The 25,152-nt window shown below is 65.1% G+C and carries 22 protein-coding genes and 1 pseudogene; 5 read left to right on the top strand and 18 right to left on the bottom strand.

Annotation, left to right across the window (positions count from 1 at the left end):
* Nucleotides 1–315: pseudogene (locus Q0S16_RS20160) on the bottom strand (ribosome maturation factor RimP); the annotation flags it as partial.
* A 326-nt stretch (nt 316–641) separates the two neighbouring features.
* Here Q0S16_RS20160 and Q0S16_RS20155 point away from each other — a divergent pair.
* Nucleotides 642–1,739, top strand: a complete 1,098-nt coding sequence (locus Q0S16_RS20155) for a DUF2336 domain-containing protein (RefSeq protein WP_295852115.1) — start codon at nt 642–644, stop codon at nt 1,737–1,739.
* 36 nt (nt 1,740–1,775) lie between these two features.
* Here Q0S16_RS20155 and Q0S16_RS20150 read toward each other — a convergent pair whose 3' ends face one another.
* The 11 genes from Q0S16_RS20150 to tsaB all read right to left on the bottom strand — a co-directional run bounded on the left by Q0S16_RS20150 (nt 1,776) and on the right by tsaB (nt 11,739).
* Entirely contained in the window at nt 1,776–2,573 is a 798-nt protein-coding gene (locus tag Q0S16_RS20150; protein WP_295852112.1) for a tRNA (guanine(46)-N(7))-methyltransferase TrmB, read from the bottom strand.
* 74 nt (nt 2,574–2,647) lie between these two features.
* Nucleotides 2,648–3,064, bottom strand: coding sequence for a helix-turn-helix transcriptional regulator (locus Q0S16_RS20145; RefSeq protein WP_295852108.1), 417 nt, complete (start codon nt 3,062–3,064; stop codon nt 2,648–2,650).
* 286 nt (nt 3,065–3,350) lie between these two features.
* On the bottom strand, nt 3,351–4,958 hold the full coding sequence (lnt, locus tag Q0S16_RS20140; protein WP_295852105.1) for an apolipoprotein N-acyltransferase: 1,608 nt from the start codon (nt 4,956–4,958) through the stop codon (nt 3,351–3,353).
* Nucleotides 4,955–6,079, bottom strand: a complete 1,125-nt coding sequence (locus tag Q0S16_RS20135) for a hemolysin family protein (protein WP_295852101.1) — start codon at nt 6,077–6,079, stop codon at nt 4,955–4,957. Before Q0S16_RS20135 ends, lnt begins: the two co-directional genes overlap by 4 nt.
* A gap of 1 nt (nt 6,080) precedes the next feature.
* Nucleotides 6,081–6,593, bottom strand: coding sequence for an rRNA maturation RNase YbeY (gene ybeY, locus Q0S16_RS20130; protein WP_295852098.1), 513 nt, complete (start codon nt 6,591–6,593; stop codon nt 6,081–6,083).
* A 62-nt stretch (nt 6,594–6,655) separates the two neighbouring features.
* Entirely contained in the window at nt 6,656–7,705 is a 1,050-nt protein-coding gene (locus Q0S16_RS20125; protein WP_295852093.1) for a PhoH family protein, read from the bottom strand.
* A 4-nt stretch (nt 7,706–7,709) separates the two neighbouring features.
* On the bottom strand, nt 7,710–9,122 hold the full coding sequence (gene miaB / locus Q0S16_RS20120) for a tRNA (N6-isopentenyl adenosine(37)-C2)-methylthiotransferase MiaB (RefSeq protein WP_295852091.1): 1,413 nt from the start codon (nt 9,120–9,122) through the stop codon (nt 7,710–7,712).
* A 103-nt stretch (nt 9,123–9,225) separates the two neighbouring features.
* The gene (locus tag Q0S16_RS20115) at nt 9,226–9,915 is read right to left on the bottom strand and encodes an HAD family hydrolase (protein ID WP_295852089.1); all 690 of its coding nucleotides are present in this window, start codon (nt 9,913–9,915) and stop codon (nt 9,226–9,228) included.
* Nucleotides 9,916–10,063: 148 nt separating this feature from the next.
* Nucleotides 10,064–10,516, bottom strand: a complete 453-nt coding sequence (locus Q0S16_RS20110; RefSeq protein WP_295852087.1) for a Fur family transcriptional regulator — start codon at nt 10,514–10,516, stop codon at nt 10,064–10,066.
* A 45-nt stretch (nt 10,517–10,561) separates the two neighbouring features.
* On the bottom strand, nt 10,562–11,047 hold the full coding sequence (rimI, locus tag Q0S16_RS20105; RefSeq protein WP_295852085.1) for a ribosomal protein S18-alanine N-acetyltransferase: 486 nt from the start codon (nt 11,045–11,047) through the stop codon (nt 10,562–10,564).
* Nucleotides 11,044–11,739: a tRNA (adenosine(37)-N6)-threonylcarbamoyltransferase complex dimerization subunit type 1 TsaB gene (tsaB, locus tag Q0S16_RS20100; protein WP_295852081.1), complete on the bottom strand. Its 696-nt coding sequence runs from the start codon at nt 11,737–11,739 to the stop codon at nt 11,044–11,046. The genes rimI and tsaB overlap by 4 nt, the downstream gene beginning before the upstream one ends.
* Before the next feature lie 290 nt (nt 11,740–12,029).
* Between tsaB and Q0S16_RS20095 the strand changes: the two genes are divergently transcribed.
* Complete coding sequence (locus Q0S16_RS20095) at nt 12,030–13,661, top strand: PAS domain-containing methyl-accepting chemotaxis protein (protein ID WP_295852078.1); 1,632 nt, start codon at nt 12,030–12,032, stop codon at nt 13,659–13,661.
* A 200-nt stretch (nt 13,662–13,861) separates the two neighbouring features.
* Here the strand turns inward: Q0S16_RS20095 and Q0S16_RS20090 are convergent, their stop codons facing one another.
* The 4 genes from Q0S16_RS20090 to murJ all read right to left on the bottom strand — a co-directional run bounded on the left by Q0S16_RS20090 (nt 13,862) and on the right by murJ (nt 17,942).
* On the bottom strand, nt 13,862–14,431 hold the full coding sequence (locus Q0S16_RS20090) for a NifU family protein (protein ID WP_295852075.1): 570 nt from the start codon (nt 14,429–14,431) through the stop codon (nt 13,862–13,864).
* Nucleotides 14,432–14,652: 221 nt separating this feature from the next.
* Complete coding sequence (locus Q0S16_RS20085) at nt 14,653–15,147, bottom strand: universal stress protein (RefSeq protein WP_295852074.1); 495 nt, start codon at nt 15,145–15,147, stop codon at nt 14,653–14,655.
* 120 nt (nt 15,148–15,267) lie between these two features.
* The gene (gene trpS, locus Q0S16_RS20080) at nt 15,268–16,317 is read right to left on the bottom strand and encodes a tryptophan--tRNA ligase (RefSeq protein WP_295852072.1); all 1,050 of its coding nucleotides are present in this window, start codon (nt 16,315–16,317) and stop codon (nt 15,268–15,270) included.
* Between the two features lie 65 nt (nt 16,318–16,382).
* A complete protein-coding gene (murJ, locus tag Q0S16_RS20075; protein ID WP_295852070.1) occupies nt 16,383–17,942 on the bottom strand; it encodes a murein biosynthesis integral membrane protein MurJ in 1,560 nt (519 codons plus the stop codon).
* A gap of 182 nt (nt 17,943–18,124) precedes the next feature.
* Here murJ and Q0S16_RS20070 point away from each other — a divergent pair, with 182 nt between their 5' ends.
* Nucleotides 18,125–19,123: an adenosine kinase gene (locus Q0S16_RS20070; RefSeq protein WP_295852068.1), complete on the top strand. Its 999-nt coding sequence runs from the start codon at nt 18,125–18,127 to the stop codon at nt 19,121–19,123.
* A gap of 155 nt (nt 19,124–19,278) precedes the next feature.
* Here Q0S16_RS20070 and Q0S16_RS20065 read toward each other — a convergent pair whose 3' ends face one another.
* Nucleotides 19,279–20,460, bottom strand: coding sequence for a serine hydrolase domain-containing protein (locus tag Q0S16_RS20065; protein ID WP_295852065.1), 1,182 nt, complete (start codon nt 20,458–20,460; stop codon nt 19,279–19,281).
* A gap of 339 nt (nt 20,461–20,799) precedes the next feature.
* Here Q0S16_RS20065 and Q0S16_RS20060 point away from each other — a divergent pair, with 339 nt between their 5' ends.
* Both Q0S16_RS20060 and Q0S16_RS20055 read left to right on the top strand, forming a co-directional pair.
* Nucleotides 20,800–21,129, top strand: coding sequence for a hypothetical protein (locus Q0S16_RS20060; RefSeq protein WP_295852064.1), 330 nt, complete (start codon nt 20,800–20,802; stop codon nt 21,127–21,129).
* Nucleotides 21,130–21,235: 106 nt separating this feature from the next.
* Complete coding sequence (locus Q0S16_RS20055; RefSeq protein WP_295852061.1) at nt 21,236–22,729, top strand: NAD-dependent succinate-semialdehyde dehydrogenase; 1,494 nt, start codon at nt 21,236–21,238, stop codon at nt 22,727–22,729.
* A 54-nt stretch (nt 22,730–22,783) separates the two neighbouring features.
* Here the strand turns inward: Q0S16_RS20055 and Q0S16_RS20050 are convergent, their stop codons facing one another.
* Nucleotides 22,784–24,979, bottom strand: a complete 2,196-nt coding sequence (locus tag Q0S16_RS20050; protein ID WP_295852058.1) for a SulP family inorganic anion transporter — start codon at nt 24,977–24,979, stop codon at nt 22,784–22,786.
* Between the last annotated feature and the right edge of the window lie 173 nt (nt 24,980–25,152).

The following is a 25,152-nucleotide window of genomic DNA, read 5'->3' as shown; positions in this document are numbered from 1 at the left end:
GCGGTCGATGCCCGGCGACGAAATCTCCAGCCGATAGGCCTTCTCGATCGGATCGGCGACGTCGAGCACCGGCGACAGCGCCTTTGAGATCGCTTCACAGTCGTCGATCTGCATCGATCCGTCGGGCCGTTCCGCCATGATCTGCACGGTGCAGCCGAATTCCCCTGAAATCTTGATCCTGACCAGCCGGTAGCCCATGCCCTGCAGCACCGGGCCGGCAATCGCCGACACCCGCGCCGCGGCGCCCGGTTCAATGACCAGGCGCGGCTCGGAGAGCAGTTCGAGATCCACTTTATCGGTGGTCGGATCGGTCATATCGGGTCAGGTCTGTGTGGCGGATGGGTATTGAAGTCGGGCTTCGGCCCGGCCAGGTGGCCCCTGACAAACCCAGCCAGGTCGCCGACCAGGGTCAGTTCAGGTAATAAAAAAGAGCGGGTCCCGAGGGGCCCACTCTCAAACGCGTTCGTATGAGAAACCATAAGTTACGGCGGATATAACGGTTTTTCGGCGGTCCGGCAAGGCCCGCGAGGCCGCCGGCAAAGATTTTTGGCCGCCCGGCCGCCTTACCGGATAACCCTTCCTTCACCAACCGTACTTAAGGTCAGCGGGCCTATCCGCCCGGCCCGGTTGAGTAAATTTTGATGGCAATGACGAATTCGCTGATTCCCGAGCTTGAGGAGATCGTCCGAAGCGGCGATCCGAAGCGCCGTGGCGACGCCGTTCGGAAGATTTCCGACCTGTTTCTGCGGGGGGCTTCGCAATTCCAGCCGGCCCACGTCGCGCTGTTCGATGGCATCCTGACCAGCCTGGTGCCCGAAACCGAAGTCGAATCCCGGACCGAACTGGCCGAACGGCTGTCGGCGCTGGGCAATGCGCCGCCGCAGCTGGTGGCGATGCTGGTGCGCGACGACGAGATCATGATCGCGGGGCCGTTGCTGCGGTATTCGCCGCAGGTCGACGAAGCGGTGCTGGTCGATGTCGCCCAGGTCAAGGGGCAGATGCATCTGCTGGCGATCGCACAGCGCTCGGTGGTGTCGGCCGGCGTGACCGACGTGATTGTCCGCCGCGGCGACCGCGAGGTGATCCGTCGCGTCGCCGGCAATTCCGGGGCGAGCTTTTCCAGCCTTGGCTATACCGGGCTGATCCGCCGCGCCACCGACGACGGCGTGCTCGCGGTCGCGGTCGGCCAGCGCGACGATCTGTCCGGTGCCCAGCTCAAGGAGCTGCTGTCGCAATCGGCCGAGACGGTGCGCCGCCGGCTGTTCGATTTCTCCCGGCCGGATCAGCGCGCCGCCATCAACCGTGCCTTGCTGGAAATCTCCGGCGCGCCGCAGCATCTGGCGCTGACGCGCGATTTCGCCGCCGCGCAGCGCTCCGTGGCGAAGCTGAGCCAGACCGACGGGTTAAATGAAGGCGCCCTGCTGCGCTTCGCCCGCGCGCATCAATATGAGGAGACGGCGGCGGCGCTGGCTGCGATGTCCGGCGTCCGGATCGCGACGATCGACCAGTTGCTGAAGGGGGACCGTGACGATCCGATGCTGGTGCTTGGACGGTCGATTGGCATTTCCTGGGCCACGGTACGTGCGTTGATGGCGCTGCGGCTAGGTCCCGACCGCGCGCCCGCCGCGGCGGACATCGAGGAGGCCCGGCAGAATTTCGAGCGGCTGGTGCCGGCCACGGCGCAGCGTGTACTGACCTTCTGGCAGACCCGCGATCCGAACGCGGCGGTGCCGGTGTAGGCGGGCTTCGCCGCGGGCGGGCGAGGCGAAGAAGCGCTACAGGGCTTCGCTGACTTTTCTTGATATCAGATACGCCGCCTTGCGGCCCTCGCGTTCGGCCTTCCGGCCGTAGCGCGTCATGGTGTAGTCCGGCCATGGCCGGCTCCAGTCGGCGGCGCGCTCCGCGGTCCAGGCAAAATCCGGCGACCGCGCCAGGTGCCAGAGCGTCCACGCCACATAATCCGGAATGTCGTGCACGAAGCGGAATTCGCCATCCGGCACGAGCACCCGCGCCATGGCGGCCAGGGTGGCGTCCTGCACGAAGCGTCGCTTCCAGTGTCGCCGTTTCGGCCAGGGGTCGGGGTGGATCAGGTCGATGCGCGTCAGCGATCGCGGCGGCGCCCAGGTCAGCAGTTCGGCGGCGTCGCCGGCATACAGCCGGACATTGCCGAGCCCATGGGCCTCGATCAGCGTCAGGATCTTGGCCATGCCGTTGAGATAGGGCTCGCAGCCGATGAAGCCGATATGCGGAAACGCCAGCGCCTCGGCGACCAGATGTTCGCCGCCGCCGAATCCGATCTCGACGCGGACGGCATCGACGGCGGGGTCGAACAGCGTGCGCAGATCGTCGGGCGCGGCACCCGCGATGTCGAGGGCAAGACGCGGCAGCAGCGTGCCGAACAGGTCGGCCTGATGCAGACGTAGTTTGTGGCCCTTGCGGCGGCCGAAGAACGAGCCGCGGTAGAACCCGTCGGGCTCGGAGACGCCATCCGTTTCGGCATGTTGCTGGTCGAGCGGAATCGCTGGCGCGAAATCCGCGTCGCGATCATCGGAATTGGAAATTGCTGTATTCATGACGCGTGTTGATACAGCCGAAACGGCGGCAACGCCACCGCGTGCGATGGCGCTACCGTCGATTGCCGTCGCGTCTAGCGTTGGTCGGGAGCCTCGCGCGCGGCGATCTGCTCGACCATGTCGACGATGCTGCGACGAAGTTTGGCATCGTTGATCCGTGTGAATGCGCGGGTCAGTGCGAGGCCTTCGGAGGTAGCAAGGAAATCGGAAACATAGGCGGGCGATGCGGCTTCAGCGAAGCCATCGGCGTGAAGAATGGCGCCTGGGCCACCCTCGAACAGAAATGAAACGGGTACTTGCAAAATTTCTGAAATTTGCTGTAGCCGGCTTGCGCCGACGCGGTTGGTTCCCTTCTCGTACTTCTGCACCTGCTGGAAAGTCAGACCTAGCGCTTCGCCAAGTTTCTCCTGACTCATACCCAGCATGATGCGCCGCATGCGCACGCGACTGCCGACATATTTGTCAACAGGATTGGGCGCTTTGGTCGACATCTCTAAATACTCCTGGATTACTCTAATGATATCGGATCGTTTGCCCCGATCCGATCGCTACTAACAATTGATATTAGCAACGCCAAAGGAGCGTAATCAATTCACTCAACCAGACTAATTTTCCTAGTGGTAATTTTGTATCGACTTGCTGTTGTTTTCTCATTCCCTGGGAAAACCAACTGATAAAGCTAGCTTAAAAAGTGATTAAATGGCGGCGAATTCACGGTGACGGCGCTGGGTTGTTCGCTACGCGAACGGCCGAGATTCCGGACTGGCGGCAATTGATTCAGATCGGCTTCGCCGAGCGCCGTCGCATCGCGAGGATCAGCGCGAAAGCGACGATGACCGCCGCGGGAACGTCGCCGACGCGTGCGTAAAAAGTGGGCGCGATCGCGGCGGGCAACCCGGCGTCGAGGACGCCTTCGGCGCCAAGCTCCAGCCGCGCCGTGATGCGGCCGACCGGATCGACGACCGCGGAGATGCCGGTGTTCGCCGCGCGAACCAGCGGCAGGCCTTGCTCGATGGCGCGAACGCGACTCTGCTGCAGGTGTTGATAGGGCCCGGTCGAGATGCCGAACCAGCCGTCATTGGTGAGATTGACGATCCAGCCCGGACGGTCGCCCGACGTGGTGATGTCGCCCGGGAAAATCGCCTCGTAGCAGATCAGCGGCAGCATCCGTGGTGTGTTGGGAATCTCCAGGGTACGGCGCCGGTCGCCCGGGATGAAGCCGCCGGTCTGCTTGGTGAGCTGCTGGAAGCCGAGCTTCTCCATCAGGTTCTGGAACGGCAGATACTCGCCGAACGGCACCAGATGCAGCTTGTCGTAGACCGACAGGATGGTGCCGTCATGGTCGATGACAAAGACCGAATTATAGGCCCGCGTGACCTTCGAGCCGGGCGGCAGATCGGGCGGCCGCACCGCGCCGGTGACCAGCACGGTGCCCTTGGGCAGCAGGTCAGCGATCTGCGCCATCGCGTCGGGCTCGCGCGACAGGAAGAACGGGAAGGCGGATTCCGGCCAGATCAGAATCGTCGCCGCGCCGACGCCGGTGGATTGCGGCCCGGTCGCGCGGTCCGACAGCGCGAGATATTTCTTCATCACGTCGGCCTTGGCGGCGTAGTTGAAGCGCACATCCTGCCGCAGGTTCGGCTGCATGATGCGCAGCTTCACCCCGGCGACCAGTTGTGTCGGCGAGCGCGCCAGCCGGATCATGCCGTAGCCGCCCATCGCCACCAGCAGCGCGATGGCCAGCGCCGCGGCGAGCCAGGGCCGCTGCGTGCGCGAGCGGCCGTCGATCAGCACCGCCGGCGCGGCGAAGATCGCCACCGTGACAAAGGTCAGGCCCCACAGCCCGACCAGCGCGGCGCTCTGCGCCAGCGCCAGCGGCTCGGTGAGGGCGTAGCCAAATGTATTCCAGGGAAAGCCGGTCAGCACATGGCCGCGCAGCCACTCGGCGATGGTGAGGCAGGCCGCGAGCGTCAGCACGCGCGAATAATCCTTGGTCCACATGAATCGCGCCAGCGCGAAGCCGGCCGCGGTGAACAGTGCGAGATAGGCCGGCAGGCCGGCGACCGCCGCGGGCAGCAGCCAGGCGAAGGTCTGCGCGTCGACCAGGAAGGCGTAGCCGATCCAGTACAGGCCGGGCACGAAGTAACCGAAGCCGAACCACCAGCCGGCCATCGCCGCGGCGGGAACGCCCCGCATCTTGCCGGCGGTGGCGCCGTCGATCAGCCACACCACGACGGGAAAGGTGATGAACAGCACCGGCCAGGCATTGAACGGCGCCATCGCCAGCGATGACACCGCGCCGGCGAGCAGCGCGATGCCGGCGCGCTTCCAGCCCCAGGCCAGGATGATGGGGAGGGCGATGTTGCGCAGTCCGTAAATCGTCACTGCGAATGGGTCCCGTCGCCGGACGCGGGCGGGTTGGTGTTGTCGTTGGCCTGCAGCGCGCCGGTCTCCGGGGCGACGTCGCGACGGCGCGCCTCACGCGCCTCGCGCGGGCGCGGCACCGGGCGCTCCTTGCGCGGCCCGATCCGCAGCCGCTTGACGCGGCGCGGATCGGCATCGAGCACTTCGATCTCGAAAATGCCGGGGCCGGAGATCACTTCGCCGCGCACCGGCAGCCGGCCGACATGGGTGACCAGGTAACCGCCGAGGGTTTCGACTTCCTCGCCGGCCTCGCCGGTAACGAATTGCTCGCCGATCATGGCGCGGACGTCTTCCAGGCTGGCGCGGGCATCGGCGATGAAGGAATCGCCCTGCTTGACGATCGAGGGCGGCTCGTCGCTATCATGCTCGTCGTCGATCTCGCCGACGATCTGCTCGACGATGTCCTCGATCGAGACGAGGCCGTCGGTGCCGCCATATTCGTCGACCACCAGCGCCAGATGAATCCGCGCGGCCTGCATCTGCGCCAGCAGGTCGATCGCGCGCATCGATGGCGGCACATACAGCAGCTTGCGGATGATGCCGGTTTCGAAGACGGTCTGGGTCAGGTCGATCGAGCGCAGATCCATCCCGGCCGGCAGCGCCTTTTTGCGCTTGGCGGCGCTGGGCACGACGGCGCGCGCCTTCTCGGTCATGAAGGCGAGCAGGTCGCGGATGTGGACGATGCCGACGGGATCGTCGAGGGTCTCGTTGTAGACCACCAGCCGCGAATGCGCGGCGCTCTCGAACAGGCTCATCAATTCGCCGAGCGGGATGTCCTGCTTCACCGCGACGATGTCGGCGCGATGCACCATGACGTCGGCGATGCGGCGCTCGTGCAGGCCGAGAATGTTGCGCAGCATGGTGCGCTCGATGGTGGAGAAGCCGGTCTCGTCCGGCTGCGAGGCGTCGAGCACCACCTGCAAATCGTCGCGCACCGAGCCGGGCTTCCAGCCGAACAGCGAACGGATCGCACGGGTCAGCCAGCTCTCGGCCGAGGGACGCATTACCTCGCCCTGGTGGATCACCGCCGGCAGGTTGGTGATGGTCTTGGTGTCGTCGTAGCTACTGTCGCTGTCGGGCATGTTAGATCACCCGATCCTGATCGGCATAGGGATCGGCGATGCCGAGCTGAGCGAGGATTTCGCGCTCCAGCGCTTCCATCGCCTCGGCCTCGCCATCCTTCTCATGGTCGTAGCCGACCAGATGCAGGAAACCGTGGATCGCGAGATGGCTGAGGTGGTTGGAAAAGCTCTTTTCCTCCTCGGCAGCCTCGCGGCGGGTGGTCTCGTAGGCGATGGCGATGTCGCCAAGCATGCGCGGCGCGTCGTCGGGCTCGTGTGCGCCCTCGGGCGGCTGCAGCGCCGGGAACGACAGCACGTTGGTGGCCTTGTCGATGCCGCGCCAGTTCTGGTTCAGGGTGCGGATGCCGGAATCGTCGGTCAGCATGATCGCCAGTTCGGCGTCGCCGGTATCGGCATCGACCATCGCGGCGGCGGCCTCGATGGCGCGAAAGATCACCGCCTCGGCGTCAGCCTCGGCATTCCAGCAATCGGCCACGATCAGGACTTCGGTGGCGGGCAGCGCATTCATGGTCATCGGTCGAAAACTTCTTTCGCGGGCGAGCCCGGGGGGCTCGCCGTCGGCGTGGGGTGTGTGCATCAGGATTTGGGGGTGGCCGGCTTTTGCGGCAATCCCTCATAGGCGGCGACGATCCGCGCCACCAATTCGTGGCGGATTACGTCTTCGGCGGAGAATTTGACCTGGGCAATGCCCTGCACGCCATCGAGCAGCCGCGCGGCTTCGGCCAGGCCCGAGGTCTGGCCGTTCGGCAGGTCGACCTGGGTAGGGTCGCCGGTGATGATCATGCGGCTGTTTTCGCCGAGCCGGGTCAGAAACATCTTCATCTGCATCGACGTGGTGTTCTGCGCCTCGTCGAGGATGATCGCGGCATTGGTCAGCGTGCGGCCGCGCATGAAGGCGAGTGGCGCGATCTCGATCTCGCCGGTCTGCAGCGCGCGCTCCACGATCCGCGAATCCATCAAATCGTACAGCGCGTCATAGATCGGGCGCAGATAGGGATCGACTTTCTCGCGCATGTCGCCGGGCAGGAAGCCGAGCCGTTCGCCGGCTTCCACCGCCGGACGCGACAGGATGTTGCGGTCGACTTCCTTGCGCTCGAACAGAGCGGCGGCCTGCGCCACCGCGAGCCAGGTCTTGCCGGTACCGGCGGGGCCGATGCCGAACACCAGCTCGCTGCTCTTCAGCGCGCGGATATAGGTGTCCTGCGCGGCGGTGCGGGCGCGCACCGGGCGCTTGCGCAGATTGATGGTCTCGAAGGTCGAGGTCTTGGCCGCCTTGGGGTCGAACGGAAATAGCGTGCCCTGCGCCAGCGTGGCGCGGATCACGCCCTCGACGTCGCCGGGCGCCAGATCCTGGCCCTGCACCGCCTGCGCATACAGCGTCTCGAGCACCCGGCGCGCGGCGTCGGTGGCCTCGCGGGTGCCGGTCAACGTGATGTGGTTGCCGCGGGAGTCGACGACGACATTGAGCCTTCGTTCGACCAGCGCCAGGTTCTGGCCGTAGGGGCCGACCAGGGCCGAGGCGGCGCGGTTGTCATCGAAATCGATGACGACCTGCGTCTCCGGCTGGGACTGGACTTCAAGTTTGCGGGCAGCGAGCGAAGGCGAATCCGATGCGCTTTTGGCCAAGTATTCAGGCTCCCGTGGTGTGAGAAGGAACGGACGGCAATGCGGCGATGGAAGGCGTCGAAAGTGAAGGCTTGGTGAGGTTGCCGAGCAGGCTGTAGCGCTCGAGGCTGGTCATGGTGACGGGCAGCACCTGGCCGATAATGGCGTCGGAGGCCATCACATGAGCCGGCTGCAGCCATGGGGTACGGCCAACGATCTGGCCGGGGTTTCGCGCCGCGCGTTCGAACAGCACGTCGACGGTTGAGCCAATCATGGCCGCGTTGAAGGCCGATTGCTGGTTGTCGATCAGTTGCTGAAGTCGCACCAAGCGCTCATCCATGACTGTCGCTGACACCGTCTCCCGCAGATCCGCCGCCGGCGTTCCCGGGCGCGGCGAATACTTGAACGAATAGGCGCTAGCGTAACCGATTTGTGTGACGAGCGCGAGTGTCGCGGCGAAATCCTGCTCGCTTTCGCCAGGGAAGCCGACGATGAAATCCGACGTAAAAGCAATGTCTTGGCGGGCGCCGCGAAAACGCTCGATGACTTCCAGATAATCTTTTGCGGTATGTTTCCGGTTCATCAGGCCGAGAATGCGGTCGGAACCCGACTGCACCGGCAGGTGCACATAGGGCATCACCGCCGGCACATCGCGATGCGCCTCGATCAGCGTGTCCTCGACATCGCGCGGATGGCTGGTGGAATAGCGCAGCCGGACGATGCCGGGAATTTCCGCCAGTCGCGTCAGCAGCGTGCCGAGCGCCCATGGCCGGCCGTCGGGGCCGTCGCCGTGATAGCCGTTGACGTTCTGGCCGATCAGCGTGATCTCGCGCACGCCATTGTCGGCGAGGCGTTTCACATCATCGATGATTTTTGCAACGGGACGCGAGACTTCGGAACCGCGCGTGTAGGGCACCACGCAAAAAGTGCAGAACTTGTCGCAGCCTTCCTGCACGGTGACGAAGGAGGAAATGCCGCGGGCGCGGATCGCGGCGGGTTTTGGCGGCGGCAGGAAGCCGAACTTGTCCAGAATCGGGAATTCGGTCTCCAGCGCCCGGCCGCCGGCCTTCGCCTGTGCCAGCAGTTGCGGCAGGTGATGGTAGCTCTGCGGCCCGACCACGACGTCGACCACCGGCGCGCGGCGGATGATCTCGTTGCCCTCGGCCTGCGCCACGCAGCCGGCGACCACGATGTTCATCTGGCGTCCGGTGAGGGCGGCGGCGTCCTTGGCGACGCGCAGCCGGCCGAGCTCGGAATAGACTTTTTCCGAAGCCTTTTCGCGGATGTGGCAGGTGTTGAGGATGACGAGGTCGGCGTCATCGACGCGGGAGGTCTCGACGAACCCCTCGGGAGCCAACGTGTCGACCATGCGCTGGGCATCGTAGACGTTCATCTGGCAGCCGTAGGACTTGATATGCAGCTTGCGCGGCTCGGTCATGGAACCTGAATGTCGGTAAAAGGCGCGTGCTGCGCAGGGATCAGTTATAGACTCACACCCGAAAAATCCAGCATCTCAACGAACAACAAGCGATCTCAAGCAGTTAGGTGGAGAGAAGCGGGCTTCGGACGGCGCCTTGCGTGACCAGTCCCGGCAATTGCCGCATGTCGTTGAAGGTCAGGGTCGCGCCGGCGGCCCGCAGCTCGGCAGCGCTGGCGGGATGGCAATGCGCGCCGCCGTGAAAGCCGAACACCGTCATGCCGGCGGCCGCGGCGCCGGTGACGCCGGGAACGCTGTCCTCGATCACCACGCAACGCGCCGGCGGCACGCCCATTTCGGCCGCGGCAAACAGGAACAGGTCCGGCGCCGGCTTGCCATTCGTGACCTGGCTGGCGGAAAACAGATGCGGCCCGAAGCCTTCGATCAGGCCGGTGGTGGCGAGGCTGCTGCGAATCCGCGTCGGCGTGCCGGACGATGCCACGCAGACGCGTTGCGCGATGCGCGCCAGCGCGTCGGCGATATGCGGCACGGGCTGCAATTGCGCGTCGAACACGTGGTCGATGGTCGCTTTCAATGCCGCAGTATATTCGTCGGGCAGCGCCCGGCCCATCTCGGTCTCGATCTCGGCTCGCGCCTCGCGCGACGAACGGCCGAGGAAACGCTGGTGGACCTGTTCGGCCGATATTTCATAGCCGTGCGCGGTCAGCACCTCGGCATGGACGACGCAGGCCAGTGCCTCGCTGTCGACCAGCACGCCGTCGCAATCGAAGATGACGAGATCGAAGGCCGTCATCGTGGGTGACTCGCCGAGCCATCAGCCATCATTGCGAGGAGCGAAGCGACGCGGCAATCCAGACGGTCAAAAGGAAGAACTGGATTGCTTCGTCGCAAGGGTTCCTCGTAATGACGAGGAGAGATAGAGCCTGTCTCGTACATCACGGTCAGGTCGCTTTGTCGTCGTCGAGCGGCACGCAATACAGCTCCAGCCGGTGATCGACGAGCTTATAGCCGAGCCGTGCGGCGACTTCGGCCTGCAGCTTCTCGATTTCCTCGGAGGTAAATTCGATCACGGTGCCGTCGCGCAAATTGATCAGATGATCATGGTGGCTGTCGCGCATCTGCTCGTAACGGGCGCGGCCCTCGCGAAAATCGTGCCGCTCGATGATGCCGGCGTCCTCGAACAGTTTGACCGTGCGGTACACCGTCGAAATCGAGATCTTGTCGTCGACGGCGATGCAGCGGCGGTACAGCTCCTCGACGTCGGGATGGTCCAGCGCGTCGGCCAGCACACGGGCGATGACGCGGCGCTGCTCGGTCATGCGCATGCCGGTCGCGGCGCAGCGCGCCTCGATTCCGGTGTCCTTGAGCGCAGGCGTTGATTTGAAGGCAGTCATCGTTAGGTATCCGTTCGCGAGCCTCCTTTTGCCACCGCGGGACGGTCAGGACAAGTCGCGCCGCATCACCAGCGCATTCAATTCGACGCCATCGGCCTCCTTGTAATAGCGCTCGCGACGCCCGGCGACGGCAAATCCGGCGCGGTCGTACAATCGTCGCGCCGGCGCGTTGTTTTCTTCCACTTCGAGAAACACGGTGCGAACGCCGCGGCCGGCGAGGTGGCCGAGATGGGTCAGAAACAGCTCGCGCGACAGGCCGCGTCCGCGCTGGCCGGGCGCCACCGCGATCGACAGGATTTCGGCCTCGTCGGCGGCGATCCGCGATACCGCGAAGCCGATGATGGCGCGACGCAGCCGCAGCCGGTGCACCAGCGTGTTGTTTTCGCGCAGCATCTGCTCGAACTCGGCTTCGCCCCAGCCGCGGTGAAACGACGCGGCGTGCAACTGGGCCAGTCGCCATGCGTCACGCGGCGTGGCCGGCTCGACCACCGCGGTGCCGCGGCCGAACAGGCGCGAGAGCCAGCCGATCATGAGATCGGCTGCGCCGCATGCGGCAGCGCGTTGTTCCGCGGTTTGGCGTCGGGCGCGCGCAAATAATACGGCCGCGCCAGCGCGACCGCCGGATCGACCGCGGCGCCAAGCCACGCCACCCAGGAAATCTCCGGGGCCGGCTGCGGATCGATCAGCCGCGGTGGCGCGGCGTCGGCGGGCCATCGCGCGGCCAGAATCCCGGCGGCGTTGCCCACCAGACGCGGCGCGCCGAACCGGGCGGCGTCGAGCGCCTCGTCGATCGCGATGACCCGCGGTGGCACCAGCGACGTGCCGTCGCCGCTGACGACCTGGAAATAGATATGGTCGTGACGGGCATCGACGGCGGAGATGATCGGGTGGTCGCCATTCTCGCTGACCAGCGGCGCCGCGTAGGCGGCCAGCGTGGTGACGCCGACGACCGGCCGGTCGGCGGCAAGGCCGATGCCGCGCGCCGCGGACAGCCCGACGCGCAGGCCGGTGAAGCTGCCGGGACCGGTGGTCACGGCGATCCGATCGAGCGCCGCGAAGCCGATGCCGGACGATTCCATGATTCGTGCCAGCAGCGGCATCAGCGCCTCGGCATGGCCGCGCTTCATGGGCTGTGACTCATGCGCGATGAGTTGGCTGCTGCGGGTGTCGAGCACGCCGGCGGCGCAGGCGTCGAGGGCGGTATCAATGGCAAGGATGAACATGATGGAGCCTACCACAGTCGAGCAAAAGTCGGCTAGCAGGCTCGGTCGATGACCGTCGGAAATACGACATATGTTTCCGCGCGCTTCCGTATTTTATATGTACAGAATTTTAATCAATATTTTTTACCTATAGGTAATTATGAACGCGGTCTCCGAAACGATCCGCGTCTGATTTTAAATCGCAGCCTCGCCGAATTTAAGTTGCTAGTCCGACTAACAGATCAAGAAGAGATATTTCAATGACGGGATGGTGGAGCAGTTTGGCGGCGCGTGATGCGCTGGCCCAGGCCATGGCAATCAACAAATCGCAAGCCGTCATCGAGTTCAATATGGACGGCACCATCCTCACCGCCAACGATAAGTTTCTCAAGGCGATGGGCTACACGCTGGCGGAGATCCAGGGCAAGCATCACAGTATGTTCGTGCGCGCGGGCACGCGCGACAGCGCGCCCTATCGCAATTTGTGGGCGTCGCTGAACCGCGGCGAGTACACGTCGGGCGAATTCAAGCGGGTCGGCAAGAACGGCCGGGAGGTCTGGATCCAGGGCTCCTACAATCCGATCCTTGATGCCAGCGGCAAGCCGCTCAAGGTCATCAAATTCGTCAGCGATGTCACCGCGCAGAAGCGGCGCAGCCTGGAAGACGCCGGCAAGATCGAGGCGATCGGTCGCTCGCAGGCCGTCATCGAGTTCAATCTCGACGGCACGATCATCACCGCCAACCAGAAGTTCCTCGACACGATGGGCTACACGCTGGCGGAGATCCAGGGCAAACATCACAGCCTGTTCCTCGAGCCTTCGACGCGCGACAGCACCGCCTATCAGGCGTTCTGGGCAAGTCTCGGTCGTGGCGAATACCAGTCCGGCGAATACAAGCGCAGCGGCAAGGGCGGCAAGCCGGTCTGGATTCTCGCCACCTACAATCCGATCCTCGACGACGAAGGCAAGCCGCTCAAGGTGGTGAAATTCGCCACCGACGTCACCGAGCAGAAACTTCGCAATGCCAATTATTCAGGCCAGCTCGATGCCATCGGCAAGTCGCTGGCGGTGATCGAGTTCGGCATGGATGGCAAGGTACTCACCGCCAACCCGAATTTCCTCGCCGTGATCGGCTATTCGCTGCCGGAAATCCAGGGCAAGCAGCACAGTATGTTCGTGCTGCCGAATGAGCGCGACGGCGCCGACTATCGCGAATTCTGGGCCGCGCTCAATCGCGGTGAATATCAGGCGCGGGAATTTCAGCGCGTCGGCAAGGGCGGCAAGCAGGTCTGGATCCAGGCCTCCTATAATCCGATTCTCGATCTCAACGGCAAGCCATTCAAGGTGGTGAAATACGCCACCGACATCACCGCGCAGGTGGTGACGCGGATGCAGAACGAGCGCGTGCGGGCGATGATGGGGAGCGTCTCTGCCGGCGCCGAGCAGTTGAACTCCTCGGTGCGGGAAATTTCCGATGCGATGATCAAATCCAAGGACACGGCGCTGTCGGCGGTGGGCAAGGTCGAACTGGCCGACAGCCAGGCGCAACGGCTCAGTCTCGCGGCGCAGGCGATGAGCGGCATCGTCGAACTGATCGGCAACATCACCGGTCAGATCAACCTGCTGGCGCTCAATGCGACGATCGAATCGGCGCGCGCGGGAGAGGCCGGTCGCGGTTTCGCGGTGGTGGCGTCGGAGGTGAAGAATCTCGCCAACCAGGCCAAGCAGGCGACCGACAAGATCGCCAGCGAGATCGGCAGCCTCAACGGTATTTCCAGTGACGTGCTGAACGCGCTGCGGGCCATCAAGCAGGAAATGCAGAGCGTCAGCGAATACGTCACCGCGACCGCCGAGGCGGTCGAGGAGCAGAGCAAGGTGACCGGTGAAATGTCGTCCAGCATGCGGCGCGCGGCCGCCGAAGCGGCCGGCATGGCGGCGGCGTAAGCGCGGCCCATGCCCGGACAACGAGTCCGGCAGACATGCCAGGATTGTTCCCCGGACGCTGCGCAGCGCGCTGCTCTTGAAGCGTGGTGCGCTGCTGATCCGGGGTCCCGGTCAGGCGATAAAACCGGGATCCCGGCTCTGCGCAGCGGCGCAAGGGCGCCGCGGCGCGTCCGGGAAACGCAACTGCGCGTCCGTCGGTCTTACATCGGGCGGACTTCGACCACTTCCGGCACGAAATGCTTCAGCAGGTTCTGGATGCCGTGCTGCAGCGTCGCGGTCGAGGACGGGCAGCCGGCGCAGGAGCCCTTCATGTTGAGGTAGACAATGCCTTCCTTGAAGCCGCGGAAGGTAATGTCGCCGCCATCGGCGGCCACCGCCGGGCGAACCCGGGTCTCGATCAGGTCCTTGATGATGTCGACCGTCTCGGCGTCGCCGGCCTCGAAGAACTCTTCCTCGTCGTCGGAGATCACGTCACCCTTGACGCTGCCATCGGCCATTAGCGGCGCGCCGGACATGTAGTGTTCCATGATGGCGCCGAGGATCGCCGGCTTCATGTGCTGCCAGTCGCTGTCGTCCTTGGTCACGGTGACGAAGTCGGAACCGTAGAACACGCTGGTGACGCCGGGCACGCCGAACAGCTTTTCGGCTAGTGGCGACTTCACGGCGGCGTCGCGCGAGGTGAATTCCATGGTGCCGGAATCGAGCACGTCACGCCCGGGAATGAATTTCAGGGTAGCGGGATTGGGGGTGGCTTCGGTCTGGATGAACATCGGTCTCTCCTGCGTCGCCGGTTCAAGGCCGGCGCGTGAGTGATCCCTAGCAGATGGCGATGCAAAACGCACGATCAAGGCGAGTCGTCTGTCGATCCGGGGCGAGAGCACGAAAGTGCGAGCGAACCCGGAACCCCGGCATGTTCATCGTCCCAATTCGGGATTCCCCGCCACTCCAATCGGAGTGGCTGAGGTCCGCGCCCCGGAATGACAGCGATGGTCTATGACAGCGCGTCGATCTCCAGATCGGTCAGGCCGCCGGGCACGATGGTGACCGGGATCGGGAACGATCCGACCAGCTTGGCCATCATCGCGATGATCGGGCCGGGGCCTTCGGCGCCGGCGGAGGCCGCCAGCACCAGCATCGCGATGTCGACGTCCTTGTCGATCACGTCGAGGATCTGTTCGGTGGGGTCGCCCTCGCGGATCACGCGCTCGGGAGTGATGGCGGCGAGGCCGTTGGCGCGGCCGGCGGCGCGGTCGAGCGCCGCATTGGCGCCTTCCTCGGCCTCGGCGCGCATGATGTCGGCGACGCCGAGCCATTGCTGGTTGCGGTCCTCGGTCTCGATCACGCGCAGCATCACCACGCCGCCGCCGACCCGGATCGCCCAGCGGCTGGCGTAATACACCGCGCGGTCCCACTCCTCGCTGTCATCGACCAGGACGAGGCATTTCGGCTTGTGGCCGGTTTCGTAACTTCGTCGCTGGGTGCTCATGCAGTTCCCGGGGTCGGCGGATGCGTCATGCTGCCACGCCGCGGCCGCATCCGACAAGCGCGACGCACCGCCCAATTGCGCTGGGCCGATTGTGGCAAAGCGATGGAGCTGCCGGTAAAATTAGCGCTTGCGCACCATGCCGACGATGTCCTTTACCGCGTTGATGGTCTCGGTGGCGATGGCGTGGGCGCGCTCGCCGCCGTCGATCAGCACCGAATCCACGTAAGCCGGATCGGCGGTCAGCCGCTTCATCTCGGCGGCGATCGGCGCCAGTTTTTCCACCGCGAGATCGGCCAGGCTGGTCTTGAAGCCAGAGAACTGCGCGCCGCCGAATTCGCGGAGCACGTCGGCCTTCGGCCGGTCCGACAGCGCAGCATAGATGCCGACCAGATTGTCGGCCTCGGGGCGCGGCTTGAGGCCTTCTTCTTCCGAGGGCAACGGCTCCGGATCGGTCTTGGCGCGGCGAATCTTCTGCGCGATGGTGTCGGCGTCGTCGGTGAGGTTGATGCGTGAATTGTCCGACGCGTCCGACTTCGACATCTTCTTGGTGCCGTCGCGCAGGCTCATCACCCGAGTCGCAGGTCCCGTGGTCACCGGCTCCGGCATCGGGAAATAGTTGCCGTCATGGCCCTGCGCCGCGATCGACGCCGAGAAGTCGTTGTTGAACTTTTGCGCGATGTCGCGGCACAGTTCGAGATGCTGCTTCTGGTCCTCGCCGACCGGCACATGGGTGGCGCGGTACAGCAGGATATCCGCCGCCATCAGCACCGGATAGTCGTACAGACCGACCGACGCGTTCTCGCGGTCCTTGCCGGCCTTTTCCTTGAACTGGGTCATGCGGTTCAACCAGCCGAGCCGGGCGACGCAATTGAAGATCCAGGCCAGTTCGGCGTGGCCGGAAACCTGGCTCTGGTTGAAGATGATCTGCGTCTTCGGATCGATGCCGGAGGCAATAAAGGCCGCGGTGACTTCGCGGGTGTTGCGGCGGAGTTCGTCGGGGCCGCCCCAGACGGTGACGGGAACGGTGATGGCGTGCATGTCGACGACGCAATAAAGACAATTATGCGTCTGCTGCAGTTTGACGAAGTTGACGATGGCGCCAAGGTAGTTGCCGAGGTGCAGATTGCCGGTCGGCTGGACGCCTGAAAAAACCCGTTCGGTAATGGCCATTATTCTGTTCCCACATGCGCGCCGATGTGGACTCGGCGCCAGCCGCGTCCCTTGCCATGCGGGGGCTAGGCGCGCAAGTCGCCGGCGCGGGACCGCCTGACCGCCCGGATCGCATCGGCCGGGGTGACGACGCCCGACAGCGCCAGCAGCGCCGCGTAAATGAGCGCCGCGCCGGCGATCATCACGCCGAGCCAGGCGGCCTGCGCCAGAGCATGCGCCGGCGCCGCCCAGGGCAGCAGGACATGCGCCTTCAGCCAGAGCAGCGAGCCCATCGCCAGCGCCGCCGCCACGATGCGCGGCAGCCGACGGCGTGCGTCGTGGTCGAGCGAAAAACCGAAGATCGCGATGTTGCGCACGACCAGTATTAACGCGCCGATCCAGGCCGCGAGCGCGATCGAAGCGGCGATGCCGGAGGCGCCGAAGCGGCCGAGCGCCAGCGCCGCGGCGATCGCCACCGCGAGTCCCGCCAGCGTCGCCCATAGCGGCGTCAGCGTGTCGTCGCGGGCGAAAAACGCCGGCGACAGCGCTTTCACCAGCACATGGGCCGGCAAGCCAAGCGCCAGCCAGGCCAGCGCCTGCGCGGTGGCAACGGTGTCGGCAGCGGTGAAGGCGCCGTGTTCGAACAGCAAGCGCACGATCGGATGGCTGAGGATGATCAGCCCGAGCGTGGCGGGCAGCGCGAGGCCGATGGCGAGTTCGAGCCCGCGTGATTCCGCCTGCACGATGGCGGCGCGATCATCGGCGCGTACCGCGCGGGTCAGTTCCGGCACCAGCACGGTGCCCATCGCGGTACCGACAATGCCGAGCGGCAATTCGATCAGGCGGTTGGCGAAGTACAGCCACGACACGACCGACGGCGAAGTGGAGGCGATGATGGCGCCGGCCACGATCAGCAGCTGCGGCCCGGAACTGGCGATCATGCCGGGAATCGCCTTGCGGAAGAAGCGGCGCATCTCCGCGTCGAACGACATGCGCAGCGGCGTGGCAAAATTCTCGCCGTCGCGGCGAAGCACCAGGATCAGTAATTGTAACAATCCGGCTACGCCGACGGTGGCGGCCAGCGCCAGCGCGGCGGTCGCGGCGTCTCGCGGCTGCCACAGCAGCGCGATCATCACGCCGATCAGCGCGAGGTTGAACAGCAGTGGCGAGAAGGCGGTCAGCGCAAAACGCTGTTGCGCATTGAGCAGCCCCATCATCACCGTGACCGGGCCCGCAAAGGCGAGATAGGGCAGCATCAGCCGCGCGTCGTCGACCGCGAGGTCGAGCGTCGCCCGGCCGACAAAACCCGGCGCCAGCAGCGCGATCAGCACCGGCATCGCGAAGCCGATCAGCAGCGTGACCACGATCAGCGCGCCGCTGACGGTGCCGAGCACGCGACCGGCGAAGGCCGAGGCGGCCGCCGGGCCTTGCCCGGTGCGGACCCTGAGCCAGGCCGGGATCAGCGCGGCGTTCAGGGCGCCTTCGGTGAGCAGCCGCCGGATCACATTGACCAGCTGGAACGCGACCAGGAACGCATCGGCGACCGGACCGGCGCCGAGCAGCGCCGCCACCATGGCATCGCGGGCGAAACCGAGCAGTCTTGATGCCAGCGTGCCGGATGCGACAGTAAGGAGAGGGCGGATCATCGGATACTCGAGTACGGTGTCATTCCGGGTTCGCGCGCGGCTGGCGTCGCCCGCGCCCCGGAATGACGATTGCTTGGGCAGGTCTGATCATGATAGGCCGCGACACCTCATGGTGCCGGCCCATCGTCGAGACTGGACCGGAATTCCCGCCCCACCGCAATTGCCGCAACCGGATATTCTTGATGACCTCAACCAAATACGACGTGCTCGGAATCGGCAACGCCATTTTCGACGTGCTGGTGCAGGCCGACGACACGTTTCTCGCCACCCATGAGATGAGCAAGGGCGGCATGGCGCTGATCGACGAGGCGCGCGCGCTGGCGATCTATCAGGCGATGGGACCGGCGACGGAAATGTCCGGCGGTTCGGCCGCCAACACCATTGTCGGCCTCGCAGGCTTCGGCGCCCGCGCCGCCTATATCGGCAAGGTCAAGAACGACAAGATCGGCGAGTTCTACACCCACGATATCCGCGCCGCCGGCGTTGCCTTCGACACGGTGCCCGCGGCGAGCGGCCCGGCCACCGGCTGCTCCTACATCCTGGTGACGCCGGATGGCGAGCGCACCATGAACACCTATCTCGGCGCCGCGCAGGATCTGACACCGGCCGACATCGACGCCGACGCGGTGGCGGCCTCCGCCATCGTCTATCTGGAGGGGTATCTGTGGGATCCCGCCAGCGCCAAGGAGGCTTTCGTGAAGGCCTCGACGATCGCGCATGGCGCCGGCCGCCAGGTGGCGCTGACGCTGTCGGATGCTTTTTGCGTCGGTCGTTATCGCAGCGAGTTTCTCGAACTGATGCGCTCGGGCACCGTCGACCTGATCTTCGCCAATGAGGCCGAACTGACCTCGCTGTATGAGACCGATTACGACGCCGCGCTGACGGCGCTGCGTCATGACGTCAAGCTCGGCGTCGTGACCCGCTCCGAAAAGGGCTGCGTCGTGGCGTCGAAGGATAATGTGGTCGCGGTGCCGGCGTTCCCGATCGACAGGCTGGTCGACACCACCGGCGCCGGTGATCTGTTCGCCGCCGGCTTCCTGTTCGGGCTGGTGCGATCCGCCGATCACACCGCTTGCGGCAAGCTCGGTGCGCTGGCCGCCGCCGAAATCATCCAGCACATCGGCGCGCGTCCGCAGGCGTCGCTGAAGGATCTGGCGAAACAGCACGGATTGCCGGTGTAAGCATTTGTGTCCCGGACGCGCCGCGGCATTCTTCATGCCGCTGCGCAGAGCCGGGATCCCGGTCGCTGCGAAAACCGGGACCCCGGCTCGCGAAGCGATACTTCGTATCGCATCGCGTCCGGGGAACACGACGCGCCACTTGTCGGCGGAGCGCCTCACGCCGCCCGCGATGACTCATCCAGCGCCGCATAGACCCCGCGTTCGAATGCCGAAAACACCTCGATACAGGCCGGATCGACGAACGGCAGCACCTGCATCAGGATCACGCCGGTGATGTCGCGCGCCGGATCGATCCAGTAATAGGTGTTGGCGAGCCCGGCCCAGGCCAGGCTGCCGGCGCCGCGGCCCTCCGGGCTGCGCTCGGTATTGATCATGAAGCTGAGGCCGTATTTTTTCTCCATGCCCGGATAGAGGTCGACATCGTTGCTGGCGGTGGCAATGGCCGAGGTCATCTTGGTCATCGACAATTCCCCGATGTGGTTCTGTCCCATCGTCGCGACGGTTTCGGGTCGCAGCACCTGATGGCCGTTGCCGCTGCCCTTGTTCAGGATCATCTGGGTGAACCTGATATAATCCGGAGCAGTGCCGTACAGCCCGCCGCCGCCGGCGTGGAATTCCGGGTCCTGTCCGATCTCGAAAGCGATCGGGGTGAGCGTGCCATCGGTGCCGCGGCTGTGCATGCCGACCAGCCGTTGCCGCTGCGACGGGCCGATCCGGAACGCGGTATCCACCATGCCGAGCGGCGCCAGAATATGATCGCGCATATAGGTGTCGAGCCGGATACCGCTGGCTTCTTCCACTGCCCTGCCGGCGAAATCGAGATTGGTGCCATATTCCCAGCGGGTGCCGGGATCGCTCATGACCGGTACTTGCAGCGCCGCCTTGAGCCCGGTGCGGAAACCCGGCGTGCCGGTGGTCCGCAGATAGCGCACCATGTCGCCATTCCACATGTCGTAACAGAAGCCGGCGGTGTGACTGAGCAGGTGGCGCAGCGTGATCGGATTGCGCGCCGGCCGCAGCTTCGGGGTGCCGTCGGCGGCAAAGCCTTCCAGCACCTGGATCGCGGCGAGGTCGGGCAGCACCGCGCCGATCGGCCCGTCGAGCGTGAGCTTGCCTTGCTCGACCAGCTGCATCGCGGCGGCGGCGGTGATCGCCTTGGTCATCGACGCCAGCCAGAATACGCTGTCGGTGGTCATCGCATCGGGCTTCGACAAATCGCGGCGACCGAACGCGCTCTGGTAGATCACCTCGGTTCCGGTCGCGACCATGGCGACCGCGCCGGGCACCGCGCCGCTGTCGCAGGCCTGTCGCAGCTTCGGTTCGATCTGGTTTCGCATCGCGGGCTCCGTCTCATGGGGGTCGATGCCGGATGTTCCGCCGCGCAGCCGGCGCCGGCAAGCGGGATCATCAACAGGTCCTGATCGCTTGAACCTGACGGGCCGTATTTCCGACCTATTGCGGTGGCATCGCCCGTGGCCCCGGCGAGATTGGAAACGCGGCTGTTGCGAAACGGCTCGCTCACACCTCGAACTTAACCATGCGCAAATCGCCTCGCACCTGCGGCAAACGGGCGGAACGATTCCTGCGTGGGGGTGTTCAAAACTCGTCGGCATTCGGGCCTGCGGGCGACGCTGTTACTGATGAAAATATGCAGCCATGGGTTGCGGAGACGGACGATGATCGCGAACTGGACCGAATGGAAGCACTATCCCCGCGCGTCCCGCGGCGAGACGATCGAAGCGCCGATCGGACCCGGAATATTTGAAGTCCGCCACGCCATGACCGGCGCGCTGTTCGCTTTCGCGGCCGCCGACAATCTGGCGCAGGCGCTGGCGAAAATTTCGGCACCGCCGAAATCCTTTATCTCGTGGTTTGGCCGGCGCGACAGCGCGATGCTGCCGGAGCTGGAATACCGTACCTTCGCGACCACCACCCGCGCCAATGCCCGGATCGCGGCGGCGCGGATGATCGACCGGCGCGAGACCTATCTGCGCGGCGCGGCGTAACGCCGCCCGGCGATAGCTGCCATACGCTGCGCGGCCGCGCATTCCGGCCTATACTCCTCTACAAGGTGGCGATCTTAATTCGCGACCCTTGCCGAGGAAAACGCCCATGACCCCGACCGCCGCCGCTGCGCGTCAAGCTTCCGCCCCCTCCCTGCGCGACCGCCTGAAGGATCCCTCGCTGTTGCGCGAGCAGGCTTATATCGACGGCGCCTGGACCGGAACGGGCGCCACCCCGGTGACCAATCCCGTCAACGAGGTCGAGCTCGGCCGGGTGCCGAACATGGGTACCAGGGAAGCCACGCTGGCGGTGGAAGCCGCCCAGCGTGCATTTCCGCTGTGGGCCAAATTCACCGCCAAGCAGCGCTCCAACATCCTGCGCAAATGGTTCGAACTGATTATCGCCAACCGCGAGGATCTGGCGCTGATCCTGACCACCGAACAGGGCAAGCCGCTGGCCGAGGCGCTCGGCGAAGTCGATATCGGCGCGGCCTATATCGAATTCTTCGCCGAGGAAGCCCGCCGGGTCTATGGCGAGACGATCCCGACGCAGCGCGCGGATGCGCGGCTGCTGGCGATCAAGCAGCCGATCGGCGTCTGCGGCGCGATCACGCCGTGGAATTTCCCGAATTCGATGATCACGCGAAAAGTCTCGCCGGCGCTGGCTGCTGGTTGCACCGTGGTGATCAAGCCGGCCAACGAGACGCCGTTCTCGGCGCTGGCGCTGGCCGAACTGGCCGAGCGCGCCGGCGTGCCGAAGGGGGTGCTCAACATCGTCACCGGCGATGCCTCCGAGATCGGCCTGGTGCTGTGCGAACATCCGGCGGTGCGCTTCGTCGGCTTCACCGGCTCCACCGCGGTCGGCAAGATTCTCTACAAACAGGCCGCGGTCGGCGTGAAACGGCTCGGGCTGGAGCTTGGCGGCAATGCGCCGTTCATCGTGTTCGACGATGCCGATATCGATGCCGCTGTCGACGGCGCGATGGTGTCGAAATATCGCAACATGGGCCAGACCTGCGTCTGCGCCAACCGGCTCTACGCCCAGGACGGCATCTATGATGCGTTCGTCGAAAAACTGGCGAAGAAGGTCGCGGCGCTGAAGATCGGCGACGGTACCGAGGCTGGCATCACCCAGGGGCCGCTCATCAATCTCAAGGCGGTCGAGAAGGTCGAGCGCCACATCGCGGATGCGGTGAAGGGTGGCGCCACCATCGTCACCGGCGGCAAGCGCCATGCGCTCGGTGGCACCTTCTTCGAGCCTACGGTACTGGCGAATGTTAAGCCGGATGCGCTGGTCTCGCAGGAAGAAACTTTTGGTCCGCTGGCGCCGGTGTTCCGCTTCAAGGACGAGGCTGACGTCATCGCGCTGTGCAACGCCTCGCCGTTCGGGCTGGCGTCGTACTTCTATTCGCGCGATCTCGGTCGCGTCTGGCGCGTCGCCGAAGCTCTGGAATCCGGCATGGTCGGCGTCAACACCGGGCTGATCACCACCGAGGTCGCCCCGTTCGGCGGCGTCAAGGAATCCGGCCTTGGCCGCGAAGGCTCGCATCATGGCATCGAGGAATATGTCGAGATCAAATACATCATGATGTCGGGGATCTGATCGAGGCAGTCTCTTGCTTGCTTCCCTCTCCCTTGCGGGAGCGGGAAGCAGACGCTACCTCCGCAGCACCGCGATGGTCCGGCTGGCGAAGGCGAGGCGTTCCGCCATCACGGTGATGAAATAGGTCAGCAGCTTCTGGCTCAGTACCGGATGATGGGCCTTGATATCGTCGAAGGCCGCGACGCGCAGCTGATAGAGGACGCTGGCAACCTCGGCCTGGATGGTGGCGCTGCGCGGCGCCTGCGCTACCAACCCCATCTCGCCCACCGTCGTATAGCGACCAAGGCTGCGCACCCTTGTCAGCCGGCCGTCGCCGGCCGGGACCATGATGCCGAGTCGGCCATCCAGAATAAAGTGCATGGAATCCGCGGCGTCGCCGGCCCGGACCACGATGTCACCGGCCGCCACCTCGACGCGCTCGCAGCGGCGCACCAACTGCTCGGCGTCTTCCGAGGTGCGCAGCATCTTGATGAACCATTCGCGCAGCCCGTCTTCCTCCTGCTCAAGTCCGCGATGCCGGGCGATCACCTCATTCTCGCACCATTCCAGTGCGTGATCGAGTTCGCCGATGATGCTGACCTGGTCATCGATGAACAGGCCGGTGCGCAGGTTACGCTCGGCCGCCGGCCGCAGGTTGACCAGCACGATACGCAGGCCGCGCTGCAGCGCGATGCGCTTGATCTGCATGAAACTGTGCGCGGCCGAAGAATCGATGCCGGTGACCTGATTAAAATCGAATACCAGATAGCGGCACGCGGGGTGGCGCACCAGCAGCGCCTTGACGTGCTGGTACAGTCGGTTGGCCGAGCCAAAAAACAGATAGCTCTGCAGATTGAGACCCTGGATTTCGCTGCCATGGGCGTTGAGCGCGCGCTGGTCTTCGAGCGAACGGTCCAGCGAACTGCGATATTCCGAGCCGTCGAAGCCGAACTTGATCGAGCTGACCTTTGATACGCTGAGCGCAAAGGTGGCGCAGCCGATGATCACGCCGATCAGCACGCCGGCGACAAACCCCCATTTCACGATGATGAGGATGATCGCCAGCAGCGACAGGTAATCCAGCAACGACAGCCGGCGCCGCGAGTCGATGACCCAGCGGTGCAACTGTTCGGCCCCGAGATAGATCAGCAGCCCGCCGAGCACGAATTTCGGCATATAGCCGAGCAATGCCGGGTCGACCACCAGCATCAGCGTGGCGACCGCGGCCACGGTCAGGCCGGACACGCGGCCGGTGCCGCCGCCGCTGATGTTGAGCAGCGAGCGGCTGATGGAGATGCAACTGGCATAACCGCCAAGCGCGCCAGCCAGCATGTTGGCGGCGCCGGCGGTCTTCAATTCGCGTTCGAGGTCGGCTTCACGATAGGTCGCCACCTCGATGCCGGTAGTATTGAACAGCGTGCTGATGGCTGTGACGAACGCCACCGCCATCAGGTTGCCGGCGATAGCCGGAAGTGCCTGCCAGGGGTAGTGCCGAACGTCGATGAGTGTCCACGGCAAGGTCAGGCTGGCGCGCGGCGGCGAGGCGAAAGTCCAGCCCATCGCCTGCGCCTCGGCGACCGTCATCCCGGCGATCAGAAATCCGACATGAGCCGCGACCACGCCAGCGACCAGGATGGCCGGCAAGGCCAGCGGATTGCGCGAGCGGTGCCAGGTCAGATAGATGGTCAGCGCAAGGGCGCCGGCGGCCAGCAACTGGGTGCATGTCGCGGTGTCGGGGAGCGTCATGAGCGAGGCGAGCCGCAGTCTCTGGCCGGTGACCACCTGGACGCCACCCGACACAATCAGCCAGGCCGTCGCGCCGAGGAATCCGCCGATTACCGGATAGGGCACGTAGCGGATCGCACGCCCCATCCGCGAGATGCCGAGCCCATACAATACGGCGCCGGTGATGATCGCCGCGGCCGACAAGGTGACGAGCACCGGGCCGAGCAACGCCGCATGGGGGTCGGCGGCGAGCAGATGTTCGACCAGCGTCGCGGCCAGGATAGCGGTCACCGCGGCGGTCGAGCTGTCGGGACCGGCAACGGCGAACGGAAACGAACTGCCGATCGCCACGATCGCCCCGGCGATCGCGGCGGAAATGAAGGTCGCCGCAACGCCGAAGGGCAGCAAGGGCAATAGCGGCCCGGCGAAGATCAGAACCGAATAGGATAGTCCGAAGGCAATGGTCAGCACGCTGGCCAGCGCGCCGCCGAACAGGTCATTGCGCCAGAACGAGAGCCTGGAGGCGGATTTCGCTGAATCAGCCACCCCAAGCCCGATCTGCGATCGTCGCGCGGCGAGGGCAAAAGTCCGGATCAATCACTGACAGCACCTGTCGGAGCCAAGCGTAGCAGGCGCGACCGCCCGCATCTTGGTAGGCGACGGTAGCTTGTGCGTACACCAGGTAATTTGCAAGCCGTCGCTCTTCCCGCATGCGGGAA

It is taken from the genome of Tardiphaga sp. (assembly GCF_025356345.1).
GTDB lineage: Bacteria > Pseudomonadota > Alphaproteobacteria > Rhizobiales > Xanthobacteraceae > Tardiphaga.
The sequence above is the reverse complement of the archived record's forward strand: the minus strand, read 5'-3'. Positions and strand labels throughout refer to the sequence as shown.